22 protein-coding genes are annotated in these 23,898 nt (G+C 64.5%); 16 read left to right on the forward strand and 6 right to left on the reverse strand.

Annotated elements, in window-relative coordinates; genetic code table 11:
- Positions 1 to 98 precede the first annotated feature (98 nt).
- From LJF34_RS07020 to LJF34_RS07075, 12 genes are all read left to right on the forward strand, one after another.
- Positions 99 to 2,039 (forward strand): type II secretion system F family protein, encoded by a 1,941-nt coding sequence (locus tag LJF34_RS07020; RefSeq protein WP_231184146.1) that lies wholly within the window; start codon positions 99 to 101, stop codon positions 2,037 to 2,039.
- Positions 2,036 to 2,746: a hypothetical protein gene (locus LJF34_RS07025; RefSeq protein ID WP_231184147.1), complete on the forward strand. Its 711-nt coding sequence runs from the start codon at positions 2,036 to 2,038 to the stop codon at positions 2,744 to 2,746. Before LJF34_RS07020 ends, LJF34_RS07025 begins: the two co-directional genes overlap by 4 nt.
- Positions 2,746 to 3,219, forward strand: a complete 474-nt coding sequence (locus LJF34_RS07030; RefSeq protein WP_231184148.1) for a hypothetical protein — start codon at positions 2,746 to 2,748, stop codon at positions 3,217 to 3,219. Before LJF34_RS07025 ends, LJF34_RS07030 begins: the two co-directional genes overlap by 1 nt.
- Positions 3,216 to 3,920, forward strand: coding sequence for a hypothetical protein (locus LJF34_RS07035; RefSeq protein WP_231184149.1), 705 nt, complete (start codon positions 3,216 to 3,218; stop codon positions 3,918 to 3,920). Before LJF34_RS07030 ends, LJF34_RS07035 begins: the two co-directional genes overlap by 4 nt.
- Positions 3,913 to 4,347 (forward strand): hypothetical protein, encoded by a 435-nt coding sequence (locus LJF34_RS07040; protein WP_231184150.1) that lies wholly within the window; start codon positions 3,913 to 3,915, stop codon positions 4,345 to 4,347. The genes LJF34_RS07035 and LJF34_RS07040 overlap by 8 nt, the downstream gene beginning before the upstream one ends.
- On the forward strand, positions 4,344 to 4,865 hold the full coding sequence (locus tag LJF34_RS07045) for a hypothetical protein (RefSeq protein ID WP_231184151.1): 522 nt from the start codon (positions 4,344 to 4,346) through the stop codon (positions 4,863 to 4,865). The genes LJF34_RS07040 and LJF34_RS07045 overlap by 4 nt, the downstream gene beginning before the upstream one ends.
- 82 nt (positions 4,866 to 4,947) lie before the next feature.
- Positions 4,948 to 6,573, forward strand: a complete 1,626-nt coding sequence (locus LJF34_RS07050) for an NAD-binding protein (protein WP_231184152.1) — start codon at positions 4,948 to 4,950, stop codon at positions 6,571 to 6,573.
- A gap of 152 nt (positions 6,574 to 6,725) precedes the next feature.
- Positions 6,726 to 8,252, forward strand: coding sequence for a formate/nitrite transporter family protein (locus LJF34_RS07055; protein WP_231184154.1), 1,527 nt, complete (start codon positions 6,726 to 6,728; stop codon positions 8,250 to 8,252).
- 117 nt (positions 8,253 to 8,369) lie between these two features.
- The gene (locus LJF34_RS07060) at positions 8,370 to 11,042 is read left to right on the forward strand and encodes a hypothetical protein (protein WP_231184156.1); all 2,673 of its coding nucleotides are present in this window, start codon (positions 8,370 to 8,372) and stop codon (positions 11,040 to 11,042) included.
- A gap of 51 nt (positions 11,043 to 11,093) precedes the next feature.
- Positions 11,094 to 12,185, forward strand: coding sequence for a Gfo/Idh/MocA family oxidoreductase (locus LJF34_RS07065; protein ID WP_231184158.1), 1,092 nt, complete (start codon positions 11,094 to 11,096; stop codon positions 12,183 to 12,185).
- A gap of 64 nt (positions 12,186 to 12,249) precedes the next feature.
- Entirely contained in the window at positions 12,250 to 12,492 is a 243-nt protein-coding gene (locus LJF34_RS07070) for a hypothetical protein (RefSeq protein WP_231184160.1), read from the forward strand.
- A 101-nt stretch (positions 12,493 to 12,593) separates the two neighbouring features.
- Complete coding sequence (locus LJF34_RS07075) at positions 12,594 to 12,767, forward strand: hypothetical protein (RefSeq protein WP_231184162.1); 174 nt, start codon at positions 12,594 to 12,596, stop codon at positions 12,765 to 12,767.
- A 40-nt stretch (positions 12,768 to 12,807) separates the two neighbouring features.
- On the opposite strand, the gene LJF34_RS07080 is transcribed toward LJF34_RS07075, so the two are convergent.
- Entirely contained in the window at positions 12,808 to 12,957 is a 150-nt protein-coding gene (locus LJF34_RS07080) for a hypothetical protein (RefSeq protein ID WP_231184164.1), read from the reverse strand.
- A gap of 258 nt (positions 12,958 to 13,215) precedes the next feature.
- On the opposite strand from LJF34_RS07080, the gene LJF34_RS07085 reads away from it, so the two are divergent.
- A complete protein-coding gene (locus LJF34_RS07085; RefSeq protein ID WP_231184166.1) occupies positions 13,216 to 14,298 on the forward strand; it encodes an FAD-binding oxidoreductase in 1,083 nt (360 codons plus the stop codon).
- A 208-nt stretch (positions 14,299 to 14,506) separates the two neighbouring features.
- On the forward strand, positions 14,507 to 16,069 hold the full coding sequence (locus LJF34_RS07090; RefSeq protein ID WP_231184167.1) for an MFS transporter: 1,563 nt from the start codon (positions 14,507 to 14,509) through the stop codon (positions 16,067 to 16,069).
- 40 nt (positions 16,070 to 16,109) lie between these two features.
- Here the strand turns inward: LJF34_RS07090 and LJF34_RS07095 are convergent, their stop codons facing one another.
- The gene (locus LJF34_RS07095) at positions 16,110 to 17,120 is read right to left on the reverse strand and encodes an asparaginase (RefSeq protein ID WP_231184168.1); all 1,011 of its coding nucleotides are present in this window, start codon (positions 17,118 to 17,120) and stop codon (positions 16,110 to 16,112) included.
- Positions 17,121 to 17,175: 55 nt separating this feature from the next.
- Between LJF34_RS07095 and LJF34_RS07100 the strand changes: the two genes are divergently transcribed.
- Positions 17,176 to 17,898 (forward strand): TIM barrel protein, encoded by a 723-nt coding sequence (locus tag LJF34_RS07100; RefSeq protein WP_231184169.1) that lies wholly within the window; start codon positions 17,176 to 17,178, stop codon positions 17,896 to 17,898.
- A gap of 48 nt (positions 17,899 to 17,946) precedes the next feature.
- Positions 17,947 to 18,765: a hypothetical protein gene (locus LJF34_RS07105; RefSeq protein ID WP_231184170.1), complete on the forward strand. Its 819-nt coding sequence runs from the start codon at positions 17,947 to 17,949 to the stop codon at positions 18,763 to 18,765.
- Here the strand turns inward: LJF34_RS07105 and LJF34_RS07110 are convergent.
- The 4 genes from LJF34_RS07110 to LJF34_RS07125 form a co-directional block, all read right to left on the reverse strand.
- Positions 18,722 to 19,771 (reverse strand): ABC transporter ATP-binding protein, encoded by a 1,050-nt coding sequence (locus LJF34_RS07110; RefSeq protein WP_231184171.1) that lies wholly within the window; start codon positions 19,769 to 19,771, stop codon positions 18,722 to 18,724. The two genes, LJF34_RS07105 and LJF34_RS07110, sit on opposite strands and share 44 nt — an antisense overlap.
- Positions 19,768 to 20,757 (reverse strand): ABC transporter permease, encoded by a 990-nt coding sequence (locus tag LJF34_RS07115; protein WP_231184172.1) that lies wholly within the window; start codon positions 20,755 to 20,757, stop codon positions 19,768 to 19,770. The genes LJF34_RS07110 and LJF34_RS07115 overlap by 4 nt, the downstream gene beginning before the upstream one ends.
- Before the next feature lie 51 nt (positions 20,758 to 20,808).
- Positions 20,809 to 21,885: a tungstate ABC transporter substrate-binding protein WtpA gene (gene wtpA, locus LJF34_RS07120; RefSeq protein WP_231184173.1), complete on the reverse strand. Its 1,077-nt coding sequence runs from the start codon at positions 21,883 to 21,885 to the stop codon at positions 20,809 to 20,811.
- 169 nt (positions 21,886 to 22,054) lie between these two features.
- A complete protein-coding gene (locus LJF34_RS07125; RefSeq protein WP_231184174.1) occupies positions 22,055 to 23,896 on the reverse strand; it encodes an IucA/IucC family siderophore biosynthesis protein in 1,842 nt (613 codons plus the stop codon).
- Positions 23,897 to 23,898 lie beyond the last annotated feature (2 nt).

Consider the following 23,898-nt stretch of genomic DNA (forward strand, 5'->3'; position numbering starts at 1 on the left):
TAAGCATCTACCCCCATACCTGTTCTGAAATCCGAGAGTTTAAATTAAATGACACAGCTAGCTCGTTTTATGATGCGTTTTGTGAACGGGGTAACGGGATGAATACCGTCGCCGAATCGACGGCGATGGAGCCACGGGAGGGCCCAGCAGCCGAAGGTTCCTACGGCTCGAACGGCCTCGGTATCCTCGACCGCGCGCTCTACGCGTTGTTTTCGCGCCACGCGGATCACCGACGACACGACCGTGACAGGAAGCGGTACCGCGCGACCGACGTGAACGCCAGTTTCGACGTGTTTCTCTCGCGGACGTACGGCCTGTCGTGGGTCGTGTTTCTCGGAACGTTCGCGTGGGTGTTGGTTCTCACGCTCGCGATTCCGCCGAGCGTTCTGGCGAAGTTCGTTTCGTTTCTCCACGCTGGGATGCCCATCATCGAGCGGGTCACGGTACCACCCGTTCCGCGAGCGTACGCCGCGACCGCGTTTGCCGCCCTCTGTGCTGCGTTCGGAAAGCGAACGACCGTGTGGTTCGGCGGGTTGTATCTCGGCTGGGCGGCGAGTGCCCGCCGGTCCAATATCGAGCAAACGCTTCCGGGTGCGGTACGGTATCTTCGGGCCTTGTCGTCCGGAAGCGACGATTTGCTCGCGATGCTCCGGAAGGTCGCCGACCGGGAGGAGTCGTACGGCGAAACCGCCGTCGCGTTTCGCAAGGTGCTGAACAAAACCGCGTTGACCGGGAGCGTCGATGACGGCTTGCGAATCGTCGCCCGCGACACGCCGTCGCGAGACGTACTCGCGCCGTTTTTGCTCAAGTTCCGCGATCACGCAGAACAGGGACCGGACGCGTTGGAGCAGTACCTCCAGATGGAAGGAGGTATGTTGAGCCACAGACAGTCGCGGTCACACGAACAGGCACAGGACTTCCTCGAACTGCTGGCGGAGATGTTCATCGTCCTGTTGGTCGTCCCGGCGCTCCTCGTCATCGTACTGACGGTGATGAGCGTCCTCGCGCCGGGACTGGCGGCACCAGCGCCGGCACCGTTCGGCGCGTTGTCGGTTCGTGGCTTCATCATCTACGGAAGCGGCGTTTTTATCCTCACTATCGGTGCGAGTGCGGCGGTGTTGGTGTCGTCACTCCGCCCCGCGGACCAGTCTCCGGCGACACATTCGCGCTCCAAACGCGTTTCGGACCTGTTCACGACGGGATTCATCAATCCCGCAAACACGACCGTTCTCCTCGTCCCGACGACGGTTTGCACGGGTGTGCTTCTCCGATACCTCGGTTACACGCCAGTCAACACGGTATTGCTGTCCTACGTCGCGTTCGCGCTTCCGGTCGGGTTGGTGTCCGTTCGGCGGTCCCGCCGCGACGACGCGAAGGACAGGGAGATCAAGGATTTCGTTCACGCCGTATCGAGCCACGTCAGCCTCGGTCGGCCGTTCTCCACGGCGGTCGAACGCGTCGCGCGGGACGTGGACCTCGGCGCACTCCAACCGAACGTCAACGACCTCGCGTTCAGTTCGAACCTCACGAGCAGGGAGGGCGACCTCCGGCGCGACGCACTCACTCAGTTCGTCGATGACGTCGGGACGCCGCTCGCGGACCAGACCATCGGTCTCGTGACGGGGACGTTGGACGTCGGCGGCGACACTGAGACCGTTTTCGAGACGCTACAGATCGAAATCGGACGCCTCTACCATCAGAAGAAATCCCTGCGCTCGAACATGCTCGTGTACGTCGTCGTCGGGTGGATGACCGCCCTGCTCGTCGTCGGCATCATGGTCGCGGTGAACGTCTACGTCCTCGATAGCTTCTCGCAGCTGTCCGCGGTTTCCTCCTCGAACGCCGGATTCGCACTCGATCCGAACGCCGTGCAACCGGCCCGCGACCGACAGCGGTTTTACGTCGTCACCCAAGCGACCATGCTCGCGTGCGGTTGGTTCGCCGGCTACGCCAGTCGCGGTTTCTACGAGGCGCTCCTCCACTCCGCCGCGCTCGTCGGGATTGCGTACTTCGTTTTCGCGGGGGTGGGAATGGTATGACGCGCGGCCAATCGAACGTCGTCGCCGTCGCACTCCTCCTCGGCGTCGTCGTGCTCTCGCTCGCGTCGTTGACGGCTAGCGTCGGGATGGTAGTTCAACGCAACGCCGCAACGGCGGACGCGGCACGGGTTGCGACGGATATGGACCGAGCGCTCTCCCCCGTGGAAGTGACCGGGGTTCATCGCGGTCGCGTGTCGTTTTCGTCGGGGACGTTGACGACGGTAGACCGGGAACTCAGGATCCTCAACGAATCCGGAACCGTTCGGATCGTTCGCGCGGACGCCCTCGTCTTCACGACCGGTGACAGGCGCGTCGCGTACCTCGCGGGTGCGGTCATCCAAGGAACAGACGACGCCGGACGAATGACCGCACTACCGCCGTTCACATCGTCCGAACGGAGTGAACTCCTCGTCGTCGGTGTTGCGAAACTCGACGCCTCGAACCGGACGGTCGTATCGAACAGCGGCGAATCGGCGCTCGTCCGCACGAACGTCACGCACGCTCGGACGACGCTCGGCAACGGAACCTACCGAATCGCGGTGGAAACGAGCACTCCCGACGCGTGGCGTCGATACTTCGAGGAGCGAAACGCGACGACGACCCGGAACGATTTCGACGACGACGGGGTTCCGAGCGTCGTCGCCCGATATCCGGGACGGCGGTTCGCCTATCTCGTCGTCCACGACATGCGCACGGAGGTGCTGTGATGGACGACCGAATCGTCCGCTCGGATGACCGAGCGGTCAGCCCGGTCATCGGCAAGGTACTCGAAGCCGGTCTCGTCGTGCTGTACATCGGGCTGTTGACGACCACGCTCTACGGCGGTGTCGTTCCGAAGTACAGGACGTCCGTCGGAGACGAGGTAGGGCAACGGGTACTCTCGAAATCGGCCGAACGAATTCAACAGGCCGTTCCGGAGGTCGGGACGAACGTCCGCGTTCGACTCCATGTCTCGTTGCCCGAAACGGTTCGCGGGAGCGGGTACGTCGTTCGGGCGGACGGGGAGTCGCTGACGTTCGACCATCCGAACGAGCGGTTGAATTCGACCGTTCGACTCGCGCTTCCATCGAGGGTGGCGACGGTGCGCGGAAACTGGTCGAGTCGAGAACCGGCGTTTATCGTCGTTCGAAGCGGTCCCCGCGGGCTCATCGTGGAACTGATGCGAGGGAGGGAACCGTGAGCCATCGGCAGGCCGACCATCGAACCGAACGCGCACAGATGAACCTCCACGCGTTGGCCGTCGCGTTGCTCATACTGACGATGGTGACGACGATGAGCGTCGGAATCGCGGACAGAGCGCTCCTCGGTGCGGACAGAAATCCCACGAGACGGCACAGCGCCGTTGCGACCAGCGAACGTCTGATCTCGGCCGATAGCCCGCTGACCGTTCGCCCGAACGTCGTCAACGAGACGGCGCTCGACCGTTGCAATGCGACACGACTGACGGGGTGGTTTCCGGTCCTCGGCGAGCGGGCGTTCCGAATCAGGGTCGGCGAGACGGTCATCGCGGAGCGGGGGTCCCCGACGGGCGGGACGACGGTGCGTCGAATCGTCCTCGTCGAAAACCGGAGCGCGGTGACGCGGACGCCGCCGCTGTCGGCGAGCGATCCCGAGTTCACCCTCCCACGGCGTACGCCAAATGCGACGCTCGTCGTCCGACCCCCGGACGGGACGACGGTGAGCGTCGTTCGAGCGAACGGTCGTGTGGTGCTACGGAACACGTCGGGGGTGGACGGCCGGTTTCACGTCTCGCTTCCGCGATTCGAGACGACCCGGTTCGCGTTCGAAACGGACGGAGACCTCCCGACCGGTAGCGTCGAGGTCACCTACTATCCGGAGACAACCCGAAAAGCGGTCGTGGCGGTGACGGTCGATGCATAACGGGTCGTCACGGCGCGGTTCATCGTCCCGCGGCCAACTCTCCCTTTCCGTCGTGGAGGCTGGAATCGGCGTCGTACTGATTCTCGGCGTCACGATGGGGTTCGCGTTCGGCGTTCCATCGCCGAACGCGCGTGAAACGCAACTCGACATGTACGCGAAGGATACGGGGAGGGTTCTCGTCCACGAAGCACCGCGACATCGCGGAACGACGCGGTTGGCGGAAATCATCGAGTCGGAGTCGTCGTTCCGTCGCGAGGCGGACGCGCTTCGGACCCGTGTGGACCGCATCCTCCCGGACAATCTCATGTTCCGGGTCGAGACGCCACACGGGTCGGTCGGCTATCGGAAACCCGGCGGTGTCCCGGTCGGGGTCTCGACGGTGACGACCACGAACGGGGACGTGACCATCTGGGTGTGGTACGTGTGAGGGACCGCGCGCAACTCGTCCTCGCGGCGGCGGCCGTGGTCGCCGTCGCGCTCGCACCCGCAGTGTTCGCGTACCTCCAACTGGGCTACAGCGCGGACGTGGCCGCGAGCGGGGACTACGAGGCCCCGGTCGGGAACGCGCATCGAGTTCTGTCGCGGGGAGTTCACGCCGCGGCGACGGGAATCCCGTCGTCGTATCGCTGGCAGCGGCGAGAAGCGGCCGTCTCCGCCGTTCGAACCGACCTCGAACCGGTGGTGAACGCGCTTCGGTCGTCGCGCGTCGAATCGGGAACCGTGTATCAGGTGGAATACAATCGGTCGGCAGCGCGGGCGTGGACGGCGGACCACTGCTCGGAGACGCGCGGCCCGAATCGGCAGTTCGGGTCCTGTAACGCGAGTCGAGGCGTGGTCGTCCAGAACAGGGACGGCGAAACGCACGTCCTCGCGGTGGCGTTCGACGTGCGGGTGACGGCGGAGCGGGGATGGTACGAGACGACGGTTGTCGTCGGCACCCGATGACGTATTTGCCTCGTACAGCCATCCGAAGCAGGAAATTCCCCCCAGCGACGACATCAACCGCACGAACGCAGTATGAGTACGTATGGTACGACAGAGACAGCGCGTCAGATACTACCTCCTCGCTCTCCTGTGCGCGGTTCTCGTCTTCACTGTCGCGTACAATTTCGGAATGAGCACCTTCGAGGGACGACCGCAGTCGTTTCTACACTCGCTCGTGATGGTGTTCGAGACGTTCACCACGACGGGGTACGGCGAGGACGCGCCGTGGACGAGTCCAATCATGAACCTCCTCGTGCTCGGGATGCAGGTTTCGGGCGTCGTCCTGTTGCTCGCCGCGCTGCCGGTGTTCATCATCCCGCTCATCGAAAACCGGCTGGCGATGACCCCGCCGACGGCGATCGACGGGGTGGCGGACCACGTCATCGTCTGCGGTGACACCCAGATCGGCCGGTCGCTGGTCTCCGAGTTCGTTCCGCGTGAGGTGGAGTACGTCATCCTCGAATCCGACCGCGATTCGGCGACGGAACTCTATGAAGCGAACTACTCCGTGCTTCACGGCGACCCGGAGTCCCCGGAGACGTTTCACAACGCGAACGTGGCGGACGCCACCGCGGTGATCACCGACGCACCGGACGAAATCGGCGCGAGCATCGTGCTGGCCGCGCGGGAGTCGGACGACGACGTGCACGTCGTCAGTATCGTCGACGACGGAGAGTTGGGCGAGTATCAACGCTACGCCGGCGCGAATCAGGTTCTGTCACCCCGACACTTGCTCGGAAAGAGTTTGGCGAACCGTGCGCGCAGCGTCAGTTCGGAGAACCTATCCGACATCATCGACCTCCACGAGAGTTTCGAAATCGCCGAGCTACCCCTCACACGCGACAGCGATTTCGTGGGCCGGACGCTGGCAGACAACCGACTCGGCGAGCGGACAGGTGTCGGCGTCATCGGCGCGTGGCAGCGGGGAGCGTTCGTCAGTCCGCTGCCCGCGGACGCCGTGCTGGACGAACACACGCGCCTGCTCGTCGTCGGCCGTCCGGCACAGCTAGAACGGCTCGAAGACGTCGCACAATCCGCGGTTCGCCAGCAGCGGCGCGAACCGATCGTTCTCATCGGGTCGGGCGAAGTGGCGGACACGGCCGCGGAGCGACTCGGGGCTGCCGACGTTCCAATAAAGACGCTCGACAAGGCGGACGGGCCGAACGTGGACGTCGTCGGCAGCCCCATCGACCCGACTGCGTTGCGGTCGGTCGGAATCGAGGAGGCGAACACCGTCGTCATCGCGCTCGCCGACGACACGAAGGCGCTGTACACGGCGCTCGTCGTCCGCAATCTCAACCCGAACGTCGAAATCATCGTCGGCGCGAACGATTCGGACAACGTTCGGAAGTTGTATCGAGCGGGAGCGGACTCGGTCCTCGCGCTGACGAGGATCAGCGGCCAACTAGTGGCGTCGGACGTGTTGCGCGAAGACGCATTCCGTCAATCGGTATCGCCGGTCGAAGTCGTTCGGACCAGCGCGCCGGGATTGGCGGGCCGAACGCTGGCCGACTCGCGCGTGAGAACTGCCACGGGGGCGACGATACTCGCCGTTCAGCGCGATGGAGAGGTCATCACCGGCATCGACCCGTCGTTCACTCCGGAGCGGGACGACGAATTCATCGTCCTCGGGACGGGGATGGCGATAGAGAGTTTCGAGGAGTTGTAGCGTTCGTCGGTCCCGTGGATCTACTTCGAACCGTCCGATTTCGCGAACGACGGGCGAACCGGCGACAGCGTTATCCTGTTACTCCGCTAGCACTATGACAGCGACTGTTTCCGGGGAGTCAGTCTCGTCTCGACTGACGGGAAGGGTTTCACATGAGCCAAATAGAAAATCGGACGCTTACGGTACCGGTGAACGACACGGACCACGTTCGCGGGCCGGACGATGCACCGGTTACGGTGGTCGAATACGGCGATTTCGAATGTCCATACTGCGGGGATTTCTATCCGATAGTCCGGAGAATTCTGAACCGACTCGGGACGCAAGTGCGCTTCGTCTTTCGGCATTTTCCGCTGACGGAGCAACATCCACGCGCACCGAAAGCGGCGGAGGCGTCGGAGGCCGCGGGAGCACAGGACCGCTTTTGGGAGATGTACGACCTCCTCTATCAGAATCAGGACGCGCTCTCCCGAACCGACCTGATTCACCACGCCGAGGAACTCGAACTGGATGTGGAGCGGTTCACCGACGAACTCGACCGAGGGGTGTACGAGGAACGGGTCGAAGACGACTTTCAGAGCGGCATCCGTAGCGGAGCGAGGGGAACGCCGACGTTCTTCATCGACGGCGAGCGCTACGACGGCGCACACGAGTTCGAACCCCTGCTCGGCGCGATCGCCGACGCGGGAGAACTCACCGAGGTGCAACAGTCGTTGCAGCCCGAAAACCGGGAGCTTCGGGAGACCATCGACCGGTCCCGGCGGGGCGCACCCGCCGCTGGCGAGGCCGTCCGCGACCGGTTTTCGGCGGACGAAATATTCCAACGGGTGACGGCGACCGCCGACGAGGAAATCGAGCGGAGTACGCGCCTGTTGTTCTTCAGCGGCCTCGCCGCGGGATTGAGCGTCGGCGCGACGTTCCTCGCTCGTGCCGCGATGACGACGGCGTACCCGGACAGCGTGGGGATGGGAAATCTCCTGTATCCGGTCGGGTTCGTGATGATCGTCATCGGGAGCTATCAGCTCTTCACGGAGAACACGCTGACACCGGTGACGCTCGTCCTGACGCGGCTCGCGAGCGTTCCGCAACTGCTTCGACTGTGGGGAATCGTCCTCGCGGCGAACGTCATCGGCGCGGGAATCACCGCGTACCTCCTCGCTCGGACGGGAATCTTCGACCCGGCGGTGGCGGAAACCGCCCATCAGTTCGGCGAACACGCGATGGGAACGACGTGGTCCGCGCTCTTCTACAAGGGCGTCTTCGCGGGCGGCCTCGTCGCCACCATGGTCTGGTTGGTTCACGCCGCGCGCGAGACGATTTCGCGGGTCCTCATCGTCTACTCCATCATGATAATCATCCCCATCGCCGACCTGTTTCACTGCGTCGTCGGCGCGTGTGAAGTGCTCTATTTGGTGTTCGTCGGGGCCGAAGGCGTCGTTCCGGTGTTCACGCAGTTCTTCGTTCCGGTCGTTCTCGGGAACACCTTAGGAGGTATCGTGTTCGTCGCTCTCGTGAACTTCAGCATGACCGAGAACAGACGCTTCCCGGAACACGACCGCCAACGGTTCGAACTGTCGTGGTTTCAGTGGCTCTTCGGCATGCGTTTGTTCCGGTACCTCCGGGAGCGAAGCGACGATTCGGACGGACCGACTACGGGGCAATCACGCGAGCGGAGGAGCTGAGTTTCGCTTCCGGGCCGATACCACGAGGGGAATGATGTTCGAATTCCTTCAGCTCCGGCATTTTATTTTTCTATTTCGTATAATAGTTATAAATTCGGGGGTCCCATCACCGAACGCGTGACAGAAGATACCTCTGAGGACGGTCGAGCGCGTTCGACCCGTCGTCGATTCATCGAAGGGACGGTTGCGACGGGAATGCTCCCGGTCGTCGCGACGGCGTCGGCGGACGACTCCGGAACGGAATTTCGGTCGAACGACCGACCACGTTCGCCGACGCTCTCGGTGACGGGCCGACTCGCCGATAGACGGTACGTCGCGACCGGGAATCGAGCCTACGTCGTCGGCGACGAATCCGGGCGGTTTCCCGCGATGGGATGGCACATCACCGGCGAGATGGGCGGGATCTGGAGTCCGCCGCTCAAACTCCTCGACGGAATCTGGTTCGCCGTCGATGGCGAACCGCTCGAACCGGCCGAGCGGTTCACCAGCGGGTACGGGCACGTCACGATGGATATCCCGGATCGGGGAGGATTGGCCATCGAGCGAACCGATTTCGTCCCCGACGACAGGCGGGCCGCGCTCTTCGGACTCCACTTTACCGCCGGGGAGGAGGCCGAATCGTTCACCCTGTCGGTGGACGCCCACTCGGAACTGATGCACGCCTATCCGTGGAGTTCGACCACGCCCTCCCGAACCGAGTTCGACCTCGAAGACTCGGTGGCGTTCGCGGACGGCGTCCTCCGGTTCCGCGACGCCGGGACGCCGCCGGTTGAAAACGCGACCCACCACGACTGGAGCGCGGCCGTCGGCGCGTCGCTCGAACCCGTCGGACACGAGACGGGCGAGGGGTTCCGAGGACCGCAATCGCCGCCGGAGGTCTACTCCGCGGACGGAACGGAGGAGGGGGACGAGATCCCGCGCTACGACGATACGGAAGCGGGGAGGGGTAAGGGCGGGCAACTTCGATACGAAATCGAGATACCCGCGAACTCGTCGCGGACGGTGTGGGTCGCGGTCGCCGGGTCGGAATCCGGCCCCGAGTGCGCCGTCGACGAACTCGAAACCGTTCTCGACGACCCGATGGGGGCGTTGCGTGACAAGGTTCGGAAACGGGAGAACCTCGCCGACCGAACGCGGATTTCGCTTTCGGGCGACCCGTTACTGGAAAAGTCGGTCGAGTGGAGCAAACAGAACCTCGCCGACTGCGTGCAGGAAGCTCACGACCTCGATATTCGCTACACGAACGAGGGAACGGAGTTCCCGGAACCGGCGGGAACGCTCGATTCCGTCCGGTTCTACGGGGCGGGGTTCCCCGACTACCAGTGGCTGTTCGCCGTCGACGGCGAGTACACCACGTTCGCCGCTCTCGCCGCCGGGCAGTTCGAGGTGCCGAAGGACCACATGCGTGCGGTCGAGCGGGTCAGCCGAATCGTCAACGGCGACACCGGCAAAGTCGCTCACGAGGTCGTCACCGACGGCTCGGTGTACTACGGCGCGAACGACGACCCCGGGAACACCGACGAGACGGCCAAGTTCCCGATGGCCGTCCACGCGATTTGGCGGTGGACCGGCGACGACGCGTTCCGCGACGACCTCTACGAGTTCATGGTGGATGGAATGCACTACGTCACGGAGGAACTCACGAGCGACGGGGACCTTTGGCCGACCGGTCAGGGGAACGTCGAACGACCCGGCATGGGGGACCGGAAACTGGACGTGGCCGTCTACACGATGCGCGGCCTGTTCGCGCTCGCGGACATGGCACGAAGCAAGGAGGACGACGAGACGGCGACGTGGGCGACGGACCGCGCGAACGAGATGCTGGATGCGTTCGCGGAGACGTGGTGGCTCCCGGGAATCCCACAACACGCCGGGTCGCTCGGCGAGACGGGGGATAACGGGGCGACCCCGCGAATCTACCAGCGTCACTGGATCGGCGTCACCCCGATGTCCGCCGAGTACGTCGGCGAATCCGGGCGCGTCGTTCCCGGATTCGCGACCGAAAACCACGGCGATTCGGCGCTCGCACTCCGGGAAACCGGCTGTTACAGCGGCTTCGACGACGGCGGGGAGCAGCGTCGGAACGACGGCCTGTACCACACCGGCGCGCCGGGGTGTGACGAGGAAAGCTACGAACACACGAAGGATTCCACCGAAAAGAACGTCTTCACCCTGAACAGCGCCGTCATGGCGGTCGCCGAGGGGAACTACGGTCGGTTGGGCCGCGACCAGCAGGGTCGATACGTCCACGCCAACGCGGCGCTCCAACTTCCCGACCCGGACGAGCAACCGGGAGCGATGCCGGAAATCGCCCCTTCCCCCGCCTACGGACGCTCCATCGACAAGCCGTTTACCGCCCGAGCGATGGTCCTTCAGGCGTGGGGGACCTACGGGACGCTCTGGCCCGTCGTGCGCCACTATCTGGGCGTTCGCCCCGACTTGGGTCGCGGTCGATTGGCGGTGACACCGCAGGTACCGGACCACCTGCCGCACGTCGCCGGGGAAAACGTACGCCTCGGCGAGGACGGATCGGTCGCCGTCTCGGCGATGGCTCCCGACGGTTCGGGACTTTATCGGACACGAGTCGATGCCGAGGGGTCCATCGACACGCTCACCGTCGGGCACGTGATTCCCGAAACCGCCGACATCGCGGCAGTTATGCTGGACGGCGAGGCGGTCGAGTCGTACGAAACCCGCGTCACGAACCGCGGAACGGAGGTTTCCGCGAAAACGACTCCCGAGGGACGGCGGACGCTCGTCGTGCGAACGCGAGACGGAGATTCCTGCTAACATTCGCCGGTTGGGCGTAGTTATTTTGTCCGCCCACCCATTTCTGATCCCATGCAAGGACCAGCAGTCCGTCTCGGTGTGGTCGGGTTGGGATTCATGGGGCAGACCCACGCGACGAACGCCGAAGCGCTCGGACACGAGGTCGTGGCGGGTGCGGATATCGCCCCTGCGACCCGCGAGAAGTTCGAAACCGAGTACGACGCGGCCACCTACGAGGGGTTCGAGACGATGTACGAGGAGGAGGACCTCGATGCCGTCGCCGTCTCCACCCCGAACACCTTCCACGAGAAATCCGTCGTCACCGCCTTGAACCACGGCTACGACGTGTTCTGCGAGAAACCGCTCGCGGACACGCTCGAAAGCGCGGAACGAATGGCCGAAACCGCTCGGCAGGCCGACGCCTTCTGCATGGTGAACTTCCACAACCGCGTCTCGACCGCGGCGGAACTGTTCATGGGCTATCAGGAAGAAGACCACTTCGGGGAGGTCCGTCACGTTCGGGCGAACTACATCCGCAGTCGCGGCATCCCCGGCGTCGGGTCGTGGTTCACCAACGAGGAACTATCGGGCGGCGGCGTGGTCGTCGATATCGGCGTCCACGCCATCGACCTCGCGCTGTATCTGATGGGCTTTCCGCCGGTTGAGGACGTGTTCGCAGTCACCCGCACCGGGTTCGGAAACCGGGACGACTACGTTGACCCGGACGACTGGTACGACGCGACGGAGGAAGCCGTGTTCGACGTGGAGGACTCGGCGACGGCGCTGATTCGCTGTGCCGACGACCGGACGATTTCGCTCGAAGTCTCGTGGGCGGCCAACGAGGCCGAGAGTCAAGAGTTCGTGGTCCGTGGAAGCAAAGCGGGCGCACGACTCGACCTCGGCGGCGACGAGTTGACGATGTTGGAAGCGCGACCCCACGGTCCGGACCACCTCGTGGAATCCGCGGTCACTGACGCCTCCATCGACCACTCCGGTTGGCGTGGGAGCGACAAGCGATTCCTCGACGCCGTGGTGGCTGGAGAGCCACCCGAGTTGAACACCATCGATCAGGCGCTCACCACCCAGCGCGTCATGGACGCGATCTACCGCTCCGCCGAGACGGGCGACCGCGTCCCGGTCGAAGACCAACCGTTCGGGCGGTAGGGTTCACCCCCGTGTCCGAGGTGGAACGGTACTATTTTTCACATATCGATCCGTTCTCATACCGATGAGCCGAAAATACGTCCCGTGTCTCGTCTGTGACCCTGAGATGCGATACGACCCCGAAATCGAGTTTTTACATCCGTCACATCACGAAGCGAAACACGACCCGTCGCTCCCGCGGGACCACGACTCGTATCTGGCGTGGGTCGCGGAGCGGTACGAACTGGACCCGGAACACCCCGTCTTCGAACCCGGCGGGTTGACGCGCCCGGAGGATTTCCACCGGTTCAAGCACCTCTTCGAGTAGCATCGCGGTTGGTTCGAGACGTCCGTAATCGATACGAGGGGATTCCGGTGAAGGATTCGACAAGTCGAACCGCTTATCACGACGATGTGGGAAGTGAACATATGACAGATCGAACGGATCGGCTTCTCGCCATACTCGTCCTTCTCGTCGCGTTACTCCTCGTTTCACAGGTCACGGTCGTCCCACGGAACGAACTCCTCGGGGCCATCTCGATGGGTGTCGCCGTCGTGGCGATTCTGTATGCGTTCGGCCAAATCGCCGACACGTTCCGATAGCGACGAAGTCGCTTTCTCACGCCACGAAACCCGATTCGAATCAACGAAACGAGGTGTCCCAGAGGAGGTTCGAGAGGCAGATACCGACGTACGCGCCGACGGTTCCGATGAGAAACTGCTGTGCGGCGTCGCCCGCCGTTCGAATCCCGCCGTGGAAGACGAAGAGATCAACCGTGACGTAGAGCGCCATCAGGACCACGAGGAATACGAACAGGGGGACGTTGACGAAGTATGCGATGGAGGAAGGTTGTTCCGACGCTGGAAGGCCATACTGTTAGAAATACGACTCGATGGCGCATATTCGTTTCCGTCGCCGAGTTTATAAAAACCGTTTCGCATCTTCGCGCAAACGCTCGTTCCATCCCATCGAGTTCGGGAATCGGCCGTCGGGCCGAAACGCGGGTAAGAATCAGGTAGCTCCGCGTTCAATTCCCCGAAAGATGCAGCTATGAACGTCGGAATCATCGGCGGGGGCGTCATCGGCACCAGTAGCGCGTATCACCTCGCGGAACGCGGTCACGAGGTCACGCTCCTCGAACGGGACGAAATCGGGTCGGGGACGACGGCGGCGTCGATGGCCGTGTTCGTGTGGCAGTCGGTGCCGCCGAGCGAGTTCGCCCTTCGACTCCGACGGCGCGCGTGGGACGAGTATTCGGAGTTCGTCGAGAGCGGCGAACTCGACTACACGCGGACGGGGCTTTGTCACGTCGCGTGGACCGAATCGACGTTGGCGGCCTATCGGGAGTACGCCGAAGAACTCGCCGCAGCGGGGGTTGATGCGGCGGTGCGTCCCGGGGCGGGTCCGTACGACGACGACCGCGCCGTCGGAACGCTCCACACGCCCGAAGACGGCCACTTCGACCCGGTCGCCGTCGCGGAGCTGTACGCCGACAAAGCGCGCGAGGAGGGAGCGACGGTTCGAACCGGGACGACCGTGACCGGCGTCCTCACCGACTCGAATAGCGTCGTGGGACTCGAACTGGGCGACGACGAAATAGCGGCCGATGCGGTCGTGAACGCCGCCGGTCCGTGGGTGCAGGACGCCGGTCCGGTTGGGGACGGGACGCTCCCATTGCGACGGACGGCGGGTCCCATCGTCGGATTCGAAACCGACGAAGCAGTCGAGGTGCCCTTTTCACTCTTCGAGAACGACCTGTACGTCCGCGGCTACTCGAACGGAGTGTACGTCGGACACTACAATACCCAGTATCGAGAGAGCCAAGACGCGAACCCCGACGCGACCGATACTCCCGGCGACGAGTTCGAGCATCGTGCGAGAGTCCTACTCACGCGACTCGGATTCGACGGTGACGAACTCCGACGGGACACGTCGTGGACCGGCTATCGAACGGTCACGCCGGACGGACTGCCGATAGTGGGCGAGGGAGCGGTGGAGAACTACTACCTCGCCGTCGGAATGAGCGGTCTCGGAGTCACCCTCGCACCGGTCGTCGGGGAGTCGGTCGCTGACGCTATCGACGGCGAGTCGTCGCCGTTTCTCCGCGAGATGTCGCCCGAGCGTTTCGACTAGCTTCGTTTCCGCGCATCGCCCGCGTTCGTGGCCGGGGGACGTAACGAATGCCGTCGGTAGTAGTCCATGTTTATGCTCGTCAACGACGTAGTGGCGGAAGACTATCGGGCGCTCGATTGCTCCTCGTCGGTATCGTCGGGGAGACGAGAACTGGGAGTGGGGACGGTCGTGCGGTCGATAAATGACCGGAAACGGGGCAGGGGAGACAATGAGGTTCAACGCGACGACGATATCGAACGGGGTGCCGACGATTACCGAACAGAACCGGAAGTGGTGGGTCGTGGTCGCCATCGGCATCGCGGGCGTCCTCGTTACCGTGGATTTCAACGGCATCACCGTCGCGCTGCCGACCATCGGCCGGGACCTCGGCATCTCGACGACGGGATTGCAGTGGACGGTCAACGCCTATCTGCTCGCGTTCGCCGCGCCGATGGTCGCGTTCGGACGGTTGTCGGACATCTTCGGGCGGCGGCGGGTGCTGCTCGTCGGAATCGTCGTCTTCATCGTCGCCTCCGCGTTCGCCGGTCTGTCTCAAAGCGAACTGTGGTTGGTTTCCGCCCGTGTGATTCAGGGATTGGGCGCTGCGGCCTTCTTCGCGGCGTCGCTGCCGATAGTCAGCAACGCGTTCCCGGAAAAAGAGCGTGGAAGGGGTATCGCGCTCTGGGCGGCAATCAGCGGCCTCGGACTGGCCCTCGGACCGCTCGTCGGCGGCGTCCTCACGCAGATGTTCTCGTGGCGCTGGTTCTTCTTCTTCAACATCCCGCTGGCGACGGTGGCGGTGGTTCTAACGCTCGCCGCCGTACGCGAATCCCGCGACGAAACGGCCGGTCATCACGTCGATTTCGCGGGTCTCATCACCGTCACCGCCGGTCTCGTCGCGCTGGTGTTGGGCATTCAGCAGGGCGACACGCTCGGATGGGGGTCGCCGTTCGTCGTCGGCGCTCTCGTCGCATCGGTGCTGTTGCTCGCGGCGTTCATCTTCATCGAGCGGCGCATCGACGACCCGTTGATAGAACTCGGACTGTTCGAGAACCGGAACTTCCTCGGCGCGAACGCGGTCGGATTCGTCGTGAACTACGGCTTCGGCGCGCTGTTGTTCTACATGACGCTCTACCTCCAGAACGTCTTGGACTACTCACCCTTGCGAACAGGGTTGGTGTTTTTGGCGTTCACCGTGCCGTTGGTGCTGCTGGAAGCGCGAACGAACGACGTTTCGACCCGGCTCGGAGTGCGGACCTCCATGGTCGGCGGCTTGGCGCTCGTCGCCGTCGCGTTCCTGTTCCTCACCCGCACGAGCCCGGCGGGCGGAATGACCACCGTCCTCGTCGCGCTCGTCCTCGCCGGAACCGGAATCGGCGTGGCGTACACGCTTTCGAACACGGTCGGAATGGCTGCGCTCCCGGACGCCAAGGGTGGCGAAGCCTCCGGAGTGCTGGGAATGGTCCGCCTCTTGGGGGCCGTCTTCGGCGTCGCGGTGACAGGCGCGTTGTTCAAAACGCTGGAGAACGAGAAACTGACCGAACTGCTCGTCGGTGCCGGTGCCGCGCTCGATTCGTCGGACAGACGGGAGATAAAGGGACTGTTGTCCGGGTCCGACGCCGCGGAGGCGACGCTCAAGCGTCTCGCTCCGGAGGTCGAATCCGAAATCGTTCGAATCGTCCACGAGGCGTTCGTCTCCGCGTTCGGGCGGGCGATGTTGCTCTGTGCGGCCGTGGCGATACTCGGGGTCCTCACGGCGCACTTCGTCATCGAGACCACGCAGTCGGAGTGAACCGGCGGTTCCGCCGCTCGGAGATGCGAGGGAAAACCCGCTACCCGTCGAACAATCCCCGAAGCGCCCCGTCGCGGCCGTCGTTTTCTCCGCCGTCGCCATCGTCACCGTTTTCGCCGTACTTCGACAGTGCGAGCGCGAGTTTGAGACGCGTTTTCCCCGCGGATAAATCCTCGGCGAACAGCGCCCCGGCCGCACGAAGCGTCTCGCCGCCGCCAGAACCGCCGTAGACCGGTGACGTCCGTCCCGCGACGCACCGGGACGTGACGACCACCGGCGTCCCGTCCCGCACCGTCGATTCGACGAACTCCCCCAGGCTGGCGGTGACGTTTCCGAGTCCCGTCCCGTTCACGACGAGGCCGTCCGCGCCCGCTTCGATGGCGGCCTCGCCCAATCGGTCGTCCACTCCCGCGCCGCTCCCGACGACGAAGACGGTCGGATCGAGCGTCCCATCGGGGATGTGTGCCGTCTCGCTGGCCGGTCGCCGGAGGATTCGTATCCCGTTCCGGTCGTGGGTCGCAACCGGCCCGACGCCGGGGGACGAAAAGGCGTCGAGGGCCGACGTGTGGTACTTCGTGGCGAACCGCGCGCTGTGGACCGCCTCGTCGAAGGCGACGTAGGTTCCGCCGTGTCCGCCGTCGGCGAAGGCCCGCGCCGCTGCGAAGGCGGTGACGAGGTTCGCCGGGCCGTCCGAACTCCGCTCGTCGGGACGCCGCTGTGCGCCGGTCAGGAGGACTGGCGTATCCGGTTGGAGAGTCGCGTCGAGATAGTACGCCGTCTCCTCCATCGTGTCCGTGCCGTGCGTGACGACGACGGCGTCCGTTTCCGAATCGGCGTCGAGTTCGGCGACCCGTTCGCCGACCGTTTCGAGCGTTTCCGCCGTCATTTCGTAGCTCGGGACCTGTGCGACCTGTTCGGCGGAGACATCCCCGTAGTCCGCCAACGCCGGCACGTCCTCCACGAGCGCGCTCCCCCTTTCGGTCGGGACCGCGCCGGTGTCGCGGTCGGTGCTCGCAATCGTCCCGCCGGTTCCGAGAACGGTCACGTTCATGTCGCCTCGTTCGCGCCGACCGAACAAAAACCCGGGTTCGGTCGTCGTACGGCATGTGACAACCCCACATACCACAGTACGTATTTGGACCGTCACGTTGTACGACGACGGGATGATAGTCGCCGGAAAATGTCCCGCGACCGCCGACGAACTACGGGCCGCGTCCGAGCGGGGATTCGACGCAGTGGAACTCCACCTCACCACGGACGATTTGGATTCCATAGACGAGACGGCGGCGACGTGTCGCGCCGCGCCCGTGGAAATCGTCTCGGCACACACGCCGCACGTGGACCGCGACGAACTCGGATACGTCCAGCGGACCAACGACCTGTGTGAGCGCCTCGACGCCACGCTCGTCGTCCACTCCACGAAGATACCGTTGGGCGACATCGGCGAGGTCCTCGCCAGCACCGACATCACCGTCCCACACGGCTTCGAGAACTCCACCGGCCACAGCCTCCACTTCCTGCGGAACGTCCTGCTCGACGAGGGTCGCCCCCTCGTCCTCGACACCGCCCACCTCTACACGGCCGAGGAGGCGTACTGCTCGATACTGGAGGACCTCCTCGCCGAGCACGGCGACTCGATACCCGTGGTTCACTGCTGCGACGGGACGAAAATCGCTGACGGGTTGGCGTTCGGGACCGGAACGATGGACATGGAACGGGTGATAGCGGCCCTCGACGAGAACTACGACGGCATCGTCGTGCTGGAGGTCATGCCCGACGAGCAGGCGGACGCGCTGGAGATGTGGCGGGACGTGGCGCTGCGGGACTGAGTGTCATTCACCCGGAAACTTATGTTTCGTTGACCCGAATCAGAAGACATGTCCGCCGCCACGCGTCGGATCGGGTGGTCGTTCGAACTCGCCGATTCGCGGCTCCTTCGGGTGCTGTTCTACTGCTCGCTCGGCGTCATCGGGGGAGTGTGGATGGTCGCCGCCTTCGTCTCGGCGACGCTGGTGTTACAGGGGAACCCGCTGATAACCGGAGTTCTGGTCGTCGTATTCCTCTTTTCCGCGTTCGTCTGGCTGACGCACCTGCGCCCGCTGTTCGAAACCGACGAGCGATTGGAACACCTCGAATCGCGCTGGTTGCTTGTCGCCTCGCTGTTCGGGGCCGTCGTGTTCTCGGTGAGCCACGGATTCGGCGGCGTCCTCGGGTTCCTGTTCCTCCTCGGGTTCATCGCGCTTCCGGCGGTCCTCGTCTCGGCGCTCCAATCGACGGGCGACATCGACGCCGACGAACAGACGATGACCTACCGCGGCCGCGAGGTTCCGCTCGACGGACTCTCGGGCGTCCGCCGACTTCGTCTCGGTGGCCTCACTCTTCACTGGTTCTCCTACGTTCCGGGTGCCGCGAACATCATCACCCCGCGATTCCTCGTCCTCCCGAGCGACGCGGCGACCGAAGCCGAAGGGGTGTTTTCGGCGGCCATCGATGCCGAATCCCCCGATTTCGAGCGCCCCAACCCGACGGTTCGCTACGCGTTGGCCGCCTTCGGTCTGTTCTTTCTCGGCTTCGCCGCCTTCCTCACCGTCGTGATGTCCGGCGGGGAGGACGCGGCGCTCGTCGAGACGTACGCCCTGCTCGTGTTCGGATTCATTGGCGTCGGCTTTCTCGGCGCGGCGGCCGTTCACGGGTGAGCGGCCGTTCGCGGGGTTTTTCGGCGACCCCGTCCTCGATTTCCCAGCAGCGGTCCGCCGGGAGCGACACGGCGACCGTTTGGCCCGGCGACAACGGCCGGGAACTGAACGCGGTCACCTCCTCGCCGCCGAGCGAGAGCGTGACTCGATTGTCGCCGTCCCGCTGCGTGACGCGGGTGACGGTGGCCGACATCGACGCCTGTACCGACATCGTATCCTTCGTCTCGTCGAGTTTCACGAACTCGGGTCGAATGGCGACGTGCGTCGCGGACGGTCGGGGAACCGCCTCGTCCGGGAGGACCGCGACGGGGAGGCAGTTCGACCCGGTGAACCACGCGACGAAGGGCGTCGCCGGACGATGAAACACGTCCTCGACGGACCCGAGTTGGACGATGCGCCCGTCGCGCACGACGGCGATTCTGTCGGCGAGCGCCCGCGCCGTCGTCCGGTTGTGGGTGACGTAAATCGAGGTGACGTCGGCGATGAGGTCCCGGAGGTCGTCGCGGAGTTCCCCGCGGGTCGGCACGTCGAGCGCCGACAGCGGTTCGTCCAACAGCAGCGCCTTTGGGTTGATGGCGAGCGAGCGCGCGAGCGCGACGCGCTGTGCCTCCCCACCCGAGAGCGTTCGGGGCCGCCTGTCGGCGAGGTCCGCGACGCCGAGGTCGGCGAGGACCGATTCCGCGTCGAGCGCGTCGTCGTGGTATCGCGCGCCGAACTCGACGTTCTCCAGCGCGGTGAGATGCGGGAACAGCGCGTAGTCCTGAAAGACGAACCCGAAGTAGCGATCCTCCGGCGGGTCGTCCGTCACGTCCCGTCCGTCGAAGAGGACGCGCCCGTCGTGGTCGTGATAGCCCGCAACCGTTTCGAGGAGCAGCGTCTTGCCGCTCCCGCTCGGTCCGAGGACGACGAGGGTTTCGCCGGTTTCGACCGACAGTTCGGCGTCGAGGTCGAACGGGTCGGTTCCCTTCGTCGTGAACGTCGACGCGACGTCGATATCGAAGCTCATAGCACGCTCCCCGAGTCGTTGCCCGTGAGCAGTCGAACGACGAGGAAGATGCCCGCGCTGAGCACGAGGAGGACGAACGCGACGGCGCTCGCCTCGTCCAGTCCGGACGACGTGAACGTGTTGAAAAAGAACACCGGGGCGTGTTGGGAGACGGTTTCGGTGCCCGTGAGCGGATTGAAGAAGTTGACGCTGTAGGCGACGACGGCGACGGCCCCGAACTCCGAGACGCCCCGCGCCCACGCGAGGACGCCGCCGGTGACGACGCCGCGGGACGCGAGCGGCAGTTGCACCCGCAGGAACGTCTCGAACGGCGGTGCGCCGTGGCTCCGGGCGGCGTATTCGAGCCGGGAGTCGACCGATTCGAAGGCTTCGCGGACGGTGTTGACCGCGAACGGCGCGCTCACGAAGGTCAGCGCCAGCACCATCCCGGTCAGGGTCGTCAGCACCGAAATGCTCGGGAAGAGGCCGCGTTTCCCGAAACCGAACAGGACGAGGATTCCCGCGACGGAGTGGGGAACCACGAGCGGTAAGTCCACCAAACTCTCCACGACTGCCTGCCCGGTGAACCCGCGGGCGAGGAGATACGCGAGCGGTATCCCGAAGAGGAGCGCGACAATCGTGGCGAGCAGCGGGCCATAGACGGTGAGAATCAGCATCGTCTGCACATCGGGTGACCTCGCCGTCTCCACGATGAGGGACGGGTTTTGGCGCGCGACGAACATGGCGATGGGCATGCCAAGTGCGAGCAGGAGGACCACGCCGAACGTCGCGCTGGCCACGCCGAACCACCCGTCGTTCGCCCGCCATCCCAGCACCGCCGCGCTACACAGCGCGACCCCGACGTACAGCGTCGGCCGTCCGAGCACGTACAACGCCCCGAACGCGAGCGCCTGCACCGTCAGGACGGCCAGCACGACCGACCCGCGTCCGAGCATCGCCGTCGGATGCGCCCGATAGTCGCCCCCTTCGTAGTTGGAATCGCTCATTGGTCCTCGAATCGTTTCCGTGTACGCATCCCCATCCTTCAAACGGTTTCCCTATAGTTCGAGCGGGCCGAGCGACGATTTCGCTTCCGCGTTGGACGCGACACCTTTCGGAACGACGTCCGTCGTGTCCTTCGGCACCACCGCCGGTTCGACCGGTTCGAAGCCGTTGTCCTTCAGTACCTTCCGTCCGGGCTTCGTGATGAGGTATTCGACCCACGCGTCGCCCGCGTCGGCGTCCGTCGCGTTCTCCGGAACGGCGACGCCGTAGGCGATGGGTGCGCCGGTGTACGTCTCGCCGCCGGCCTCCACCTCCGCCTTCGCGTAGTGTTCGTCGTACTTCGCGCTCGCTTTCGAGAGGTCGACGGCCGGTTGCAGGTCGACGGTGTTCACGTCGTGACTCGCGCTCGCGGACTGGTACTCCCACGCGTAGTCGAGTTCGCCCGAGTGAAGCTGACTGAGGAGGTCCGTCTCCGTCCCCGACGGGATTTTCGCCTTGTCGATGAGCTTTGTCGAGGTCCCCCCGTCGAACAGCGTCTCACCCTCGAACGGAATCGCGCCGAGTTGCATCGTCATCACCGACCGGTAGCCGTTCGGGTCCACGGCGGGGTCCGAGTGGCCGAACGTCACGTCGTCCCGCAGGAGGATTTCCCACCAGTTGTCCGGTGAGATCTCGTCCGCGCCGGTGGCCTCGTCGGTGTACGCGATGGTCATCGCGTTGGTGGCGAACACCGCGTACCACTTCGCGTATTTCGGCACCATCATGTCGCGGATGAGTCGGTAGTCCGAGACGCCGAGGACGTCGGCCGACCGGCCGAGGTTGGTGATCTTCTTCGTCGAACCGATGGACCCCTTCGCCTCGCGGTTGACCCGCACGTCGTGGTTCGATTCGAATTTCGTTTCGACGTCTTCGAACGGCGCGGAGAGGCTTCCGGCGTGGAAGATAGTCATCGTGCCGGAGAGCTCCGTCGAACCGGACGAGTTCGTTCCGGGGGACGTGGACCCGTCGGTCGAACCCGGTTTCCCGGTTCCACCGTCGTCGCTCGCGGTACACCCGGCGAGCGCCAGCGCACCGGTCGCCGCCGCGCCGTGGAGGAACCGGCGGCGCGGTATCGTCGGAGGGTTCTCCATCGATAGAATACCGTTATATCGTTCGACATATAACGATTGTGGTGGCCCTCGTACTCGTCGGGAACCGGCGTCAAGCGGCGGTGAAACTTCGGGTTTCTGGAGAAGTATGGGAACGGGAATGGGGAGAACAGGGACGCTGACGGAAGCGATACGGGACGGGATCCTCGGCCTAGTGGTTCACCACCTCGTGGAGCGGGTTGGGAACCGTCCCGTGTTCGGAGGCGTGCGGACGGCCGTCGGCGTCCTCGTAGCCGTAATCGAGGAGGCGGTTCCGGTTGAGACAGAGCTTCGTGAACTCGGGGCGGAGCAGGTCGAACAGTTCGAACCGGTCTTCCAGTTCCGGGAACTGCGCCTGATACGCCTCGATTGCTTCCCGAACGCCAAGCCAGAACTGCTCCTCCGAGTAGTCCGAGTGCGTCTCCAGCGCGTCGGCGACGTAGCGGAGGACGCAGACGAACAGGCCGGAGAAGATGAACTGACAGAGTCCCTCGGGCGGTTCGGTTCGCAGTACCGCACTGAGTTCGTCCGGGAGCGACTGGAGTTCCGGCAGCGGTTGGTCGCTGACGTTCACGTCGTCCACGAAGTCCTTCACCGCGAGGCGGTGTGGCCGTCCGTCCTTCAGCACCAGCATCGTGTTCTGGCCGTGCGGCGAGAACACCGTCCCGTAGCGATAGAGGTAGTGAAGCAACGGCGGGAGCACCGTCTCGAACAGTTCGTCCAGCCACTCCTCCATCGAGAGGCCGGATTCTTCCACGAGCGATTCGAGGTACGGCGTCCCGTCTTCGACGTGCATGAGCGACGACAGCGTGATGGCTTTCTCGTCCCCGTCGAGGAAGGTGTAGATGCTCTCGCGCCAGACGCAACCGAGCAGTTCGTCGTACTGGTACGCCGACCCGTCGAGTCGCGAGAAGTCCGGATGGTCGTAGTTCAGCCCCGCGATTTCGCCGGGCAGAATCAGGTCACACTCCTCGCGGAGGAACTCGTCGTCCTCGTAGATTCCCTTGATGTACTCCGTGACCATCGGCGCGACTTCGGTTCGCTCGCCCGGCAGTCCGCGGTAGACGAGCGTGTTGAGGATGCGCAACGGGAGTTTGACGTGGTGGCGCTCCAGTTCGTCCACGTTCACGAACGTCCGAATCGACTGCTGGGGCAGGTACTCGTCCGGCCCGTCACCGAGCGGGACGATGGCGTTCGACGCGATTTCGTCGGCGAACAGTTGGACGATGCTGCCGTCCCACTGCCACTCGTGGACCGGCAGGAAGTAGTAGTCGTCCGGGTCGAGGCCCTTCGCTTCGAGTTTCGCGCGGAACGCCCCGTACAGGTCGCCGAGTTCGTCGGCGACAAGCGACTCGTGGTCGAGTCCCGAGACGGCGCTGAAGGTGGCCCGTTCGCGGGAGACGGCGACCCACGAGAGCGTCACCGGCCGTTTCCGTTCCGGCGCGTAGTCGAGGTAGTCGTCGTAGCCGAAACCGAGGCGACCTTTGTTGTAGGTAATCCACGGGTGGCCGGTCATCTCGCCTTCGAGTTCCGCGTAGTCGAGCGACGTGAGGTCCCGCTCTCCGTCGCGGGCGTTCGCCTCGATGTGGGCGTCGGCGAGCATCGTGTTGCGGTACTCCCGAATCAGGTGCCCGGCGGTCATGTCCGAGACGCCGATGGTTCCCTGCGCGTCGAGCAGGAACTCGACGGGGTCGGCCGCCGGTTCCCAGTCGCCGGACTCCCGGCGCTTGATGGAGTCGGGGTGGACGCTCCGCCAGTCGAACAGCCGTTCGTCGGCCTCGAACCGATACTCGACGCCGTCCGACAGGCCGAGGTGGAAGTAGCCGTCCTCGGTTCGCCGGGGCGCGATGAGTTCCTCGTAGCCGAACTCGGCCAGCATCTTCGCCAGCAGTCGCCGACCGACCGTCTCCCAGATTTCGGCGTCCAGTGCGTCTTGGAGTCGTTCGTACTCGATACTGCTGTCGGTGCTGTCGCTGTAAACGTCGTCGTTCGAATCCTGTGTTGGGGTTTGCATCG

It is taken from the genome of Haladaptatus sp. DYF46 (assembly GCF_021083305.1).
Lineage (GTDB): Archaea > Halobacteriota > Halobacteria > Halobacteriales > Haladaptataceae > Haladaptatus.

What these genes read in the sequence shown, in the direction of transcription:
- LJF34_RS07020 (WP_231184146.1), top strand. Translation starts at nt 99, where the DNA reads ATGAATACCGTCGCCGAATCGACGGCGATGGAGCCACGGGAGGGCCCA.
- LJF34_RS07025 (WP_231184147.1), top strand. Translation starts at nt 2,036, where the DNA reads ATGACGCGCGGCCAATCGAACGTCGTCGCCGTCGCACTCCTCCTCGGC.
- LJF34_RS07030 (WP_231184148.1), top strand. Translation starts at nt 2,746, where the DNA reads ATGGACGACCGAATCGTCCGCTCGGATGACCGAGCGGTCAGCCCGGTC.
- LJF34_RS07040 (WP_231184150.1), top strand. Translation starts at nt 3,913, where the DNA reads ATGCATAACGGGTCGTCACGGCGCGGTTCATCGTCCCGCGGCCAACTC.
- LJF34_RS07050 (WP_231184152.1), top strand. Translation starts at nt 4,948, where the DNA reads ATGGTACGACAGAGACAGCGCGTCAGATACTACCTCCTCGCTCTCCTG.
- LJF34_RS07055 (WP_231184154.1), top strand. Translation starts at nt 6,726, where the DNA reads ATGAGCCAAATAGAAAATCGGACGCTTACGGTACCGGTGAACGACACG.
- LJF34_RS07065 (WP_231184158.1), top strand. Translation starts at nt 11,094, where the DNA reads ATGCAAGGACCAGCAGTCCGTCTCGGTGTGGTCGGGTTGGGATTCATG.
- LJF34_RS07070 (WP_231184160.1), top strand. Translation starts at nt 12,250, where the DNA reads ATGAGCCGAAAATACGTCCCGTGTCTCGTCTGTGACCCTGAGATGCGA.
- LJF34_RS07075 (WP_231184162.1), top strand. Translation starts at nt 12,594, where the DNA reads ATGACAGATCGAACGGATCGGCTTCTCGCCATACTCGTCCTTCTCGTC.
- LJF34_RS07080 (WP_231184164.1), bottom strand. Translation starts at nt 12,957, where the DNA reads ATGGCGCTCTACGTCACGGTTGATCTCTTCGTCTTCCACGGCGGGATT.
- LJF34_RS07085 (WP_231184166.1), top strand. Translation starts at nt 13,216, where the DNA reads ATGAACGTCGGAATCATCGGCGGGGGCGTCATCGGCACCAGTAGCGCG.
- LJF34_RS07090 (WP_231184167.1), top strand. Translation starts at nt 14,507, where the DNA reads ATGAGGTTCAACGCGACGACGATATCGAACGGGGTGCCGACGATTACC.
- LJF34_RS07095 (WP_231184168.1), bottom strand. Translation starts at nt 17,120, where the DNA reads ATGAACGTGACCGTTCTCGGAACCGGCGGGACGATTGCGAGCACCGAC.
- LJF34_RS07105 (WP_231184170.1), top strand. Translation starts at nt 17,947, where the DNA reads ATGTCCGCCGCCACGCGTCGGATCGGGTGGTCGTTCGAACTCGCCGAT.
- LJF34_RS07110 (WP_231184171.1), bottom strand. Translation starts at nt 19,771, where the DNA reads ATGAGCTTCGATATCGACGTCGCGTCGACGTTCACGACGAAGGGAACC.
- LJF34_RS07115 (WP_231184172.1), bottom strand. Translation starts at nt 20,757, where the DNA reads ATGAGCGATTCCAACTACGAAGGGGGCGACTATCGGGCGCATCCGACG.
- wtpA (WP_231184173.1), bottom strand. Translation starts at nt 21,885, where the DNA reads ATGGAGAACCCTCCGACGATACCGCGCCGCCGGTTCCTCCACGGCGCG.
- LJF34_RS07125 (WP_231184174.1), bottom strand. Translation starts at nt 23,896, where the DNA reads ATGCAAACCCCAACACAGGATTCGAACGACGACGTTTACAGCGACAGC.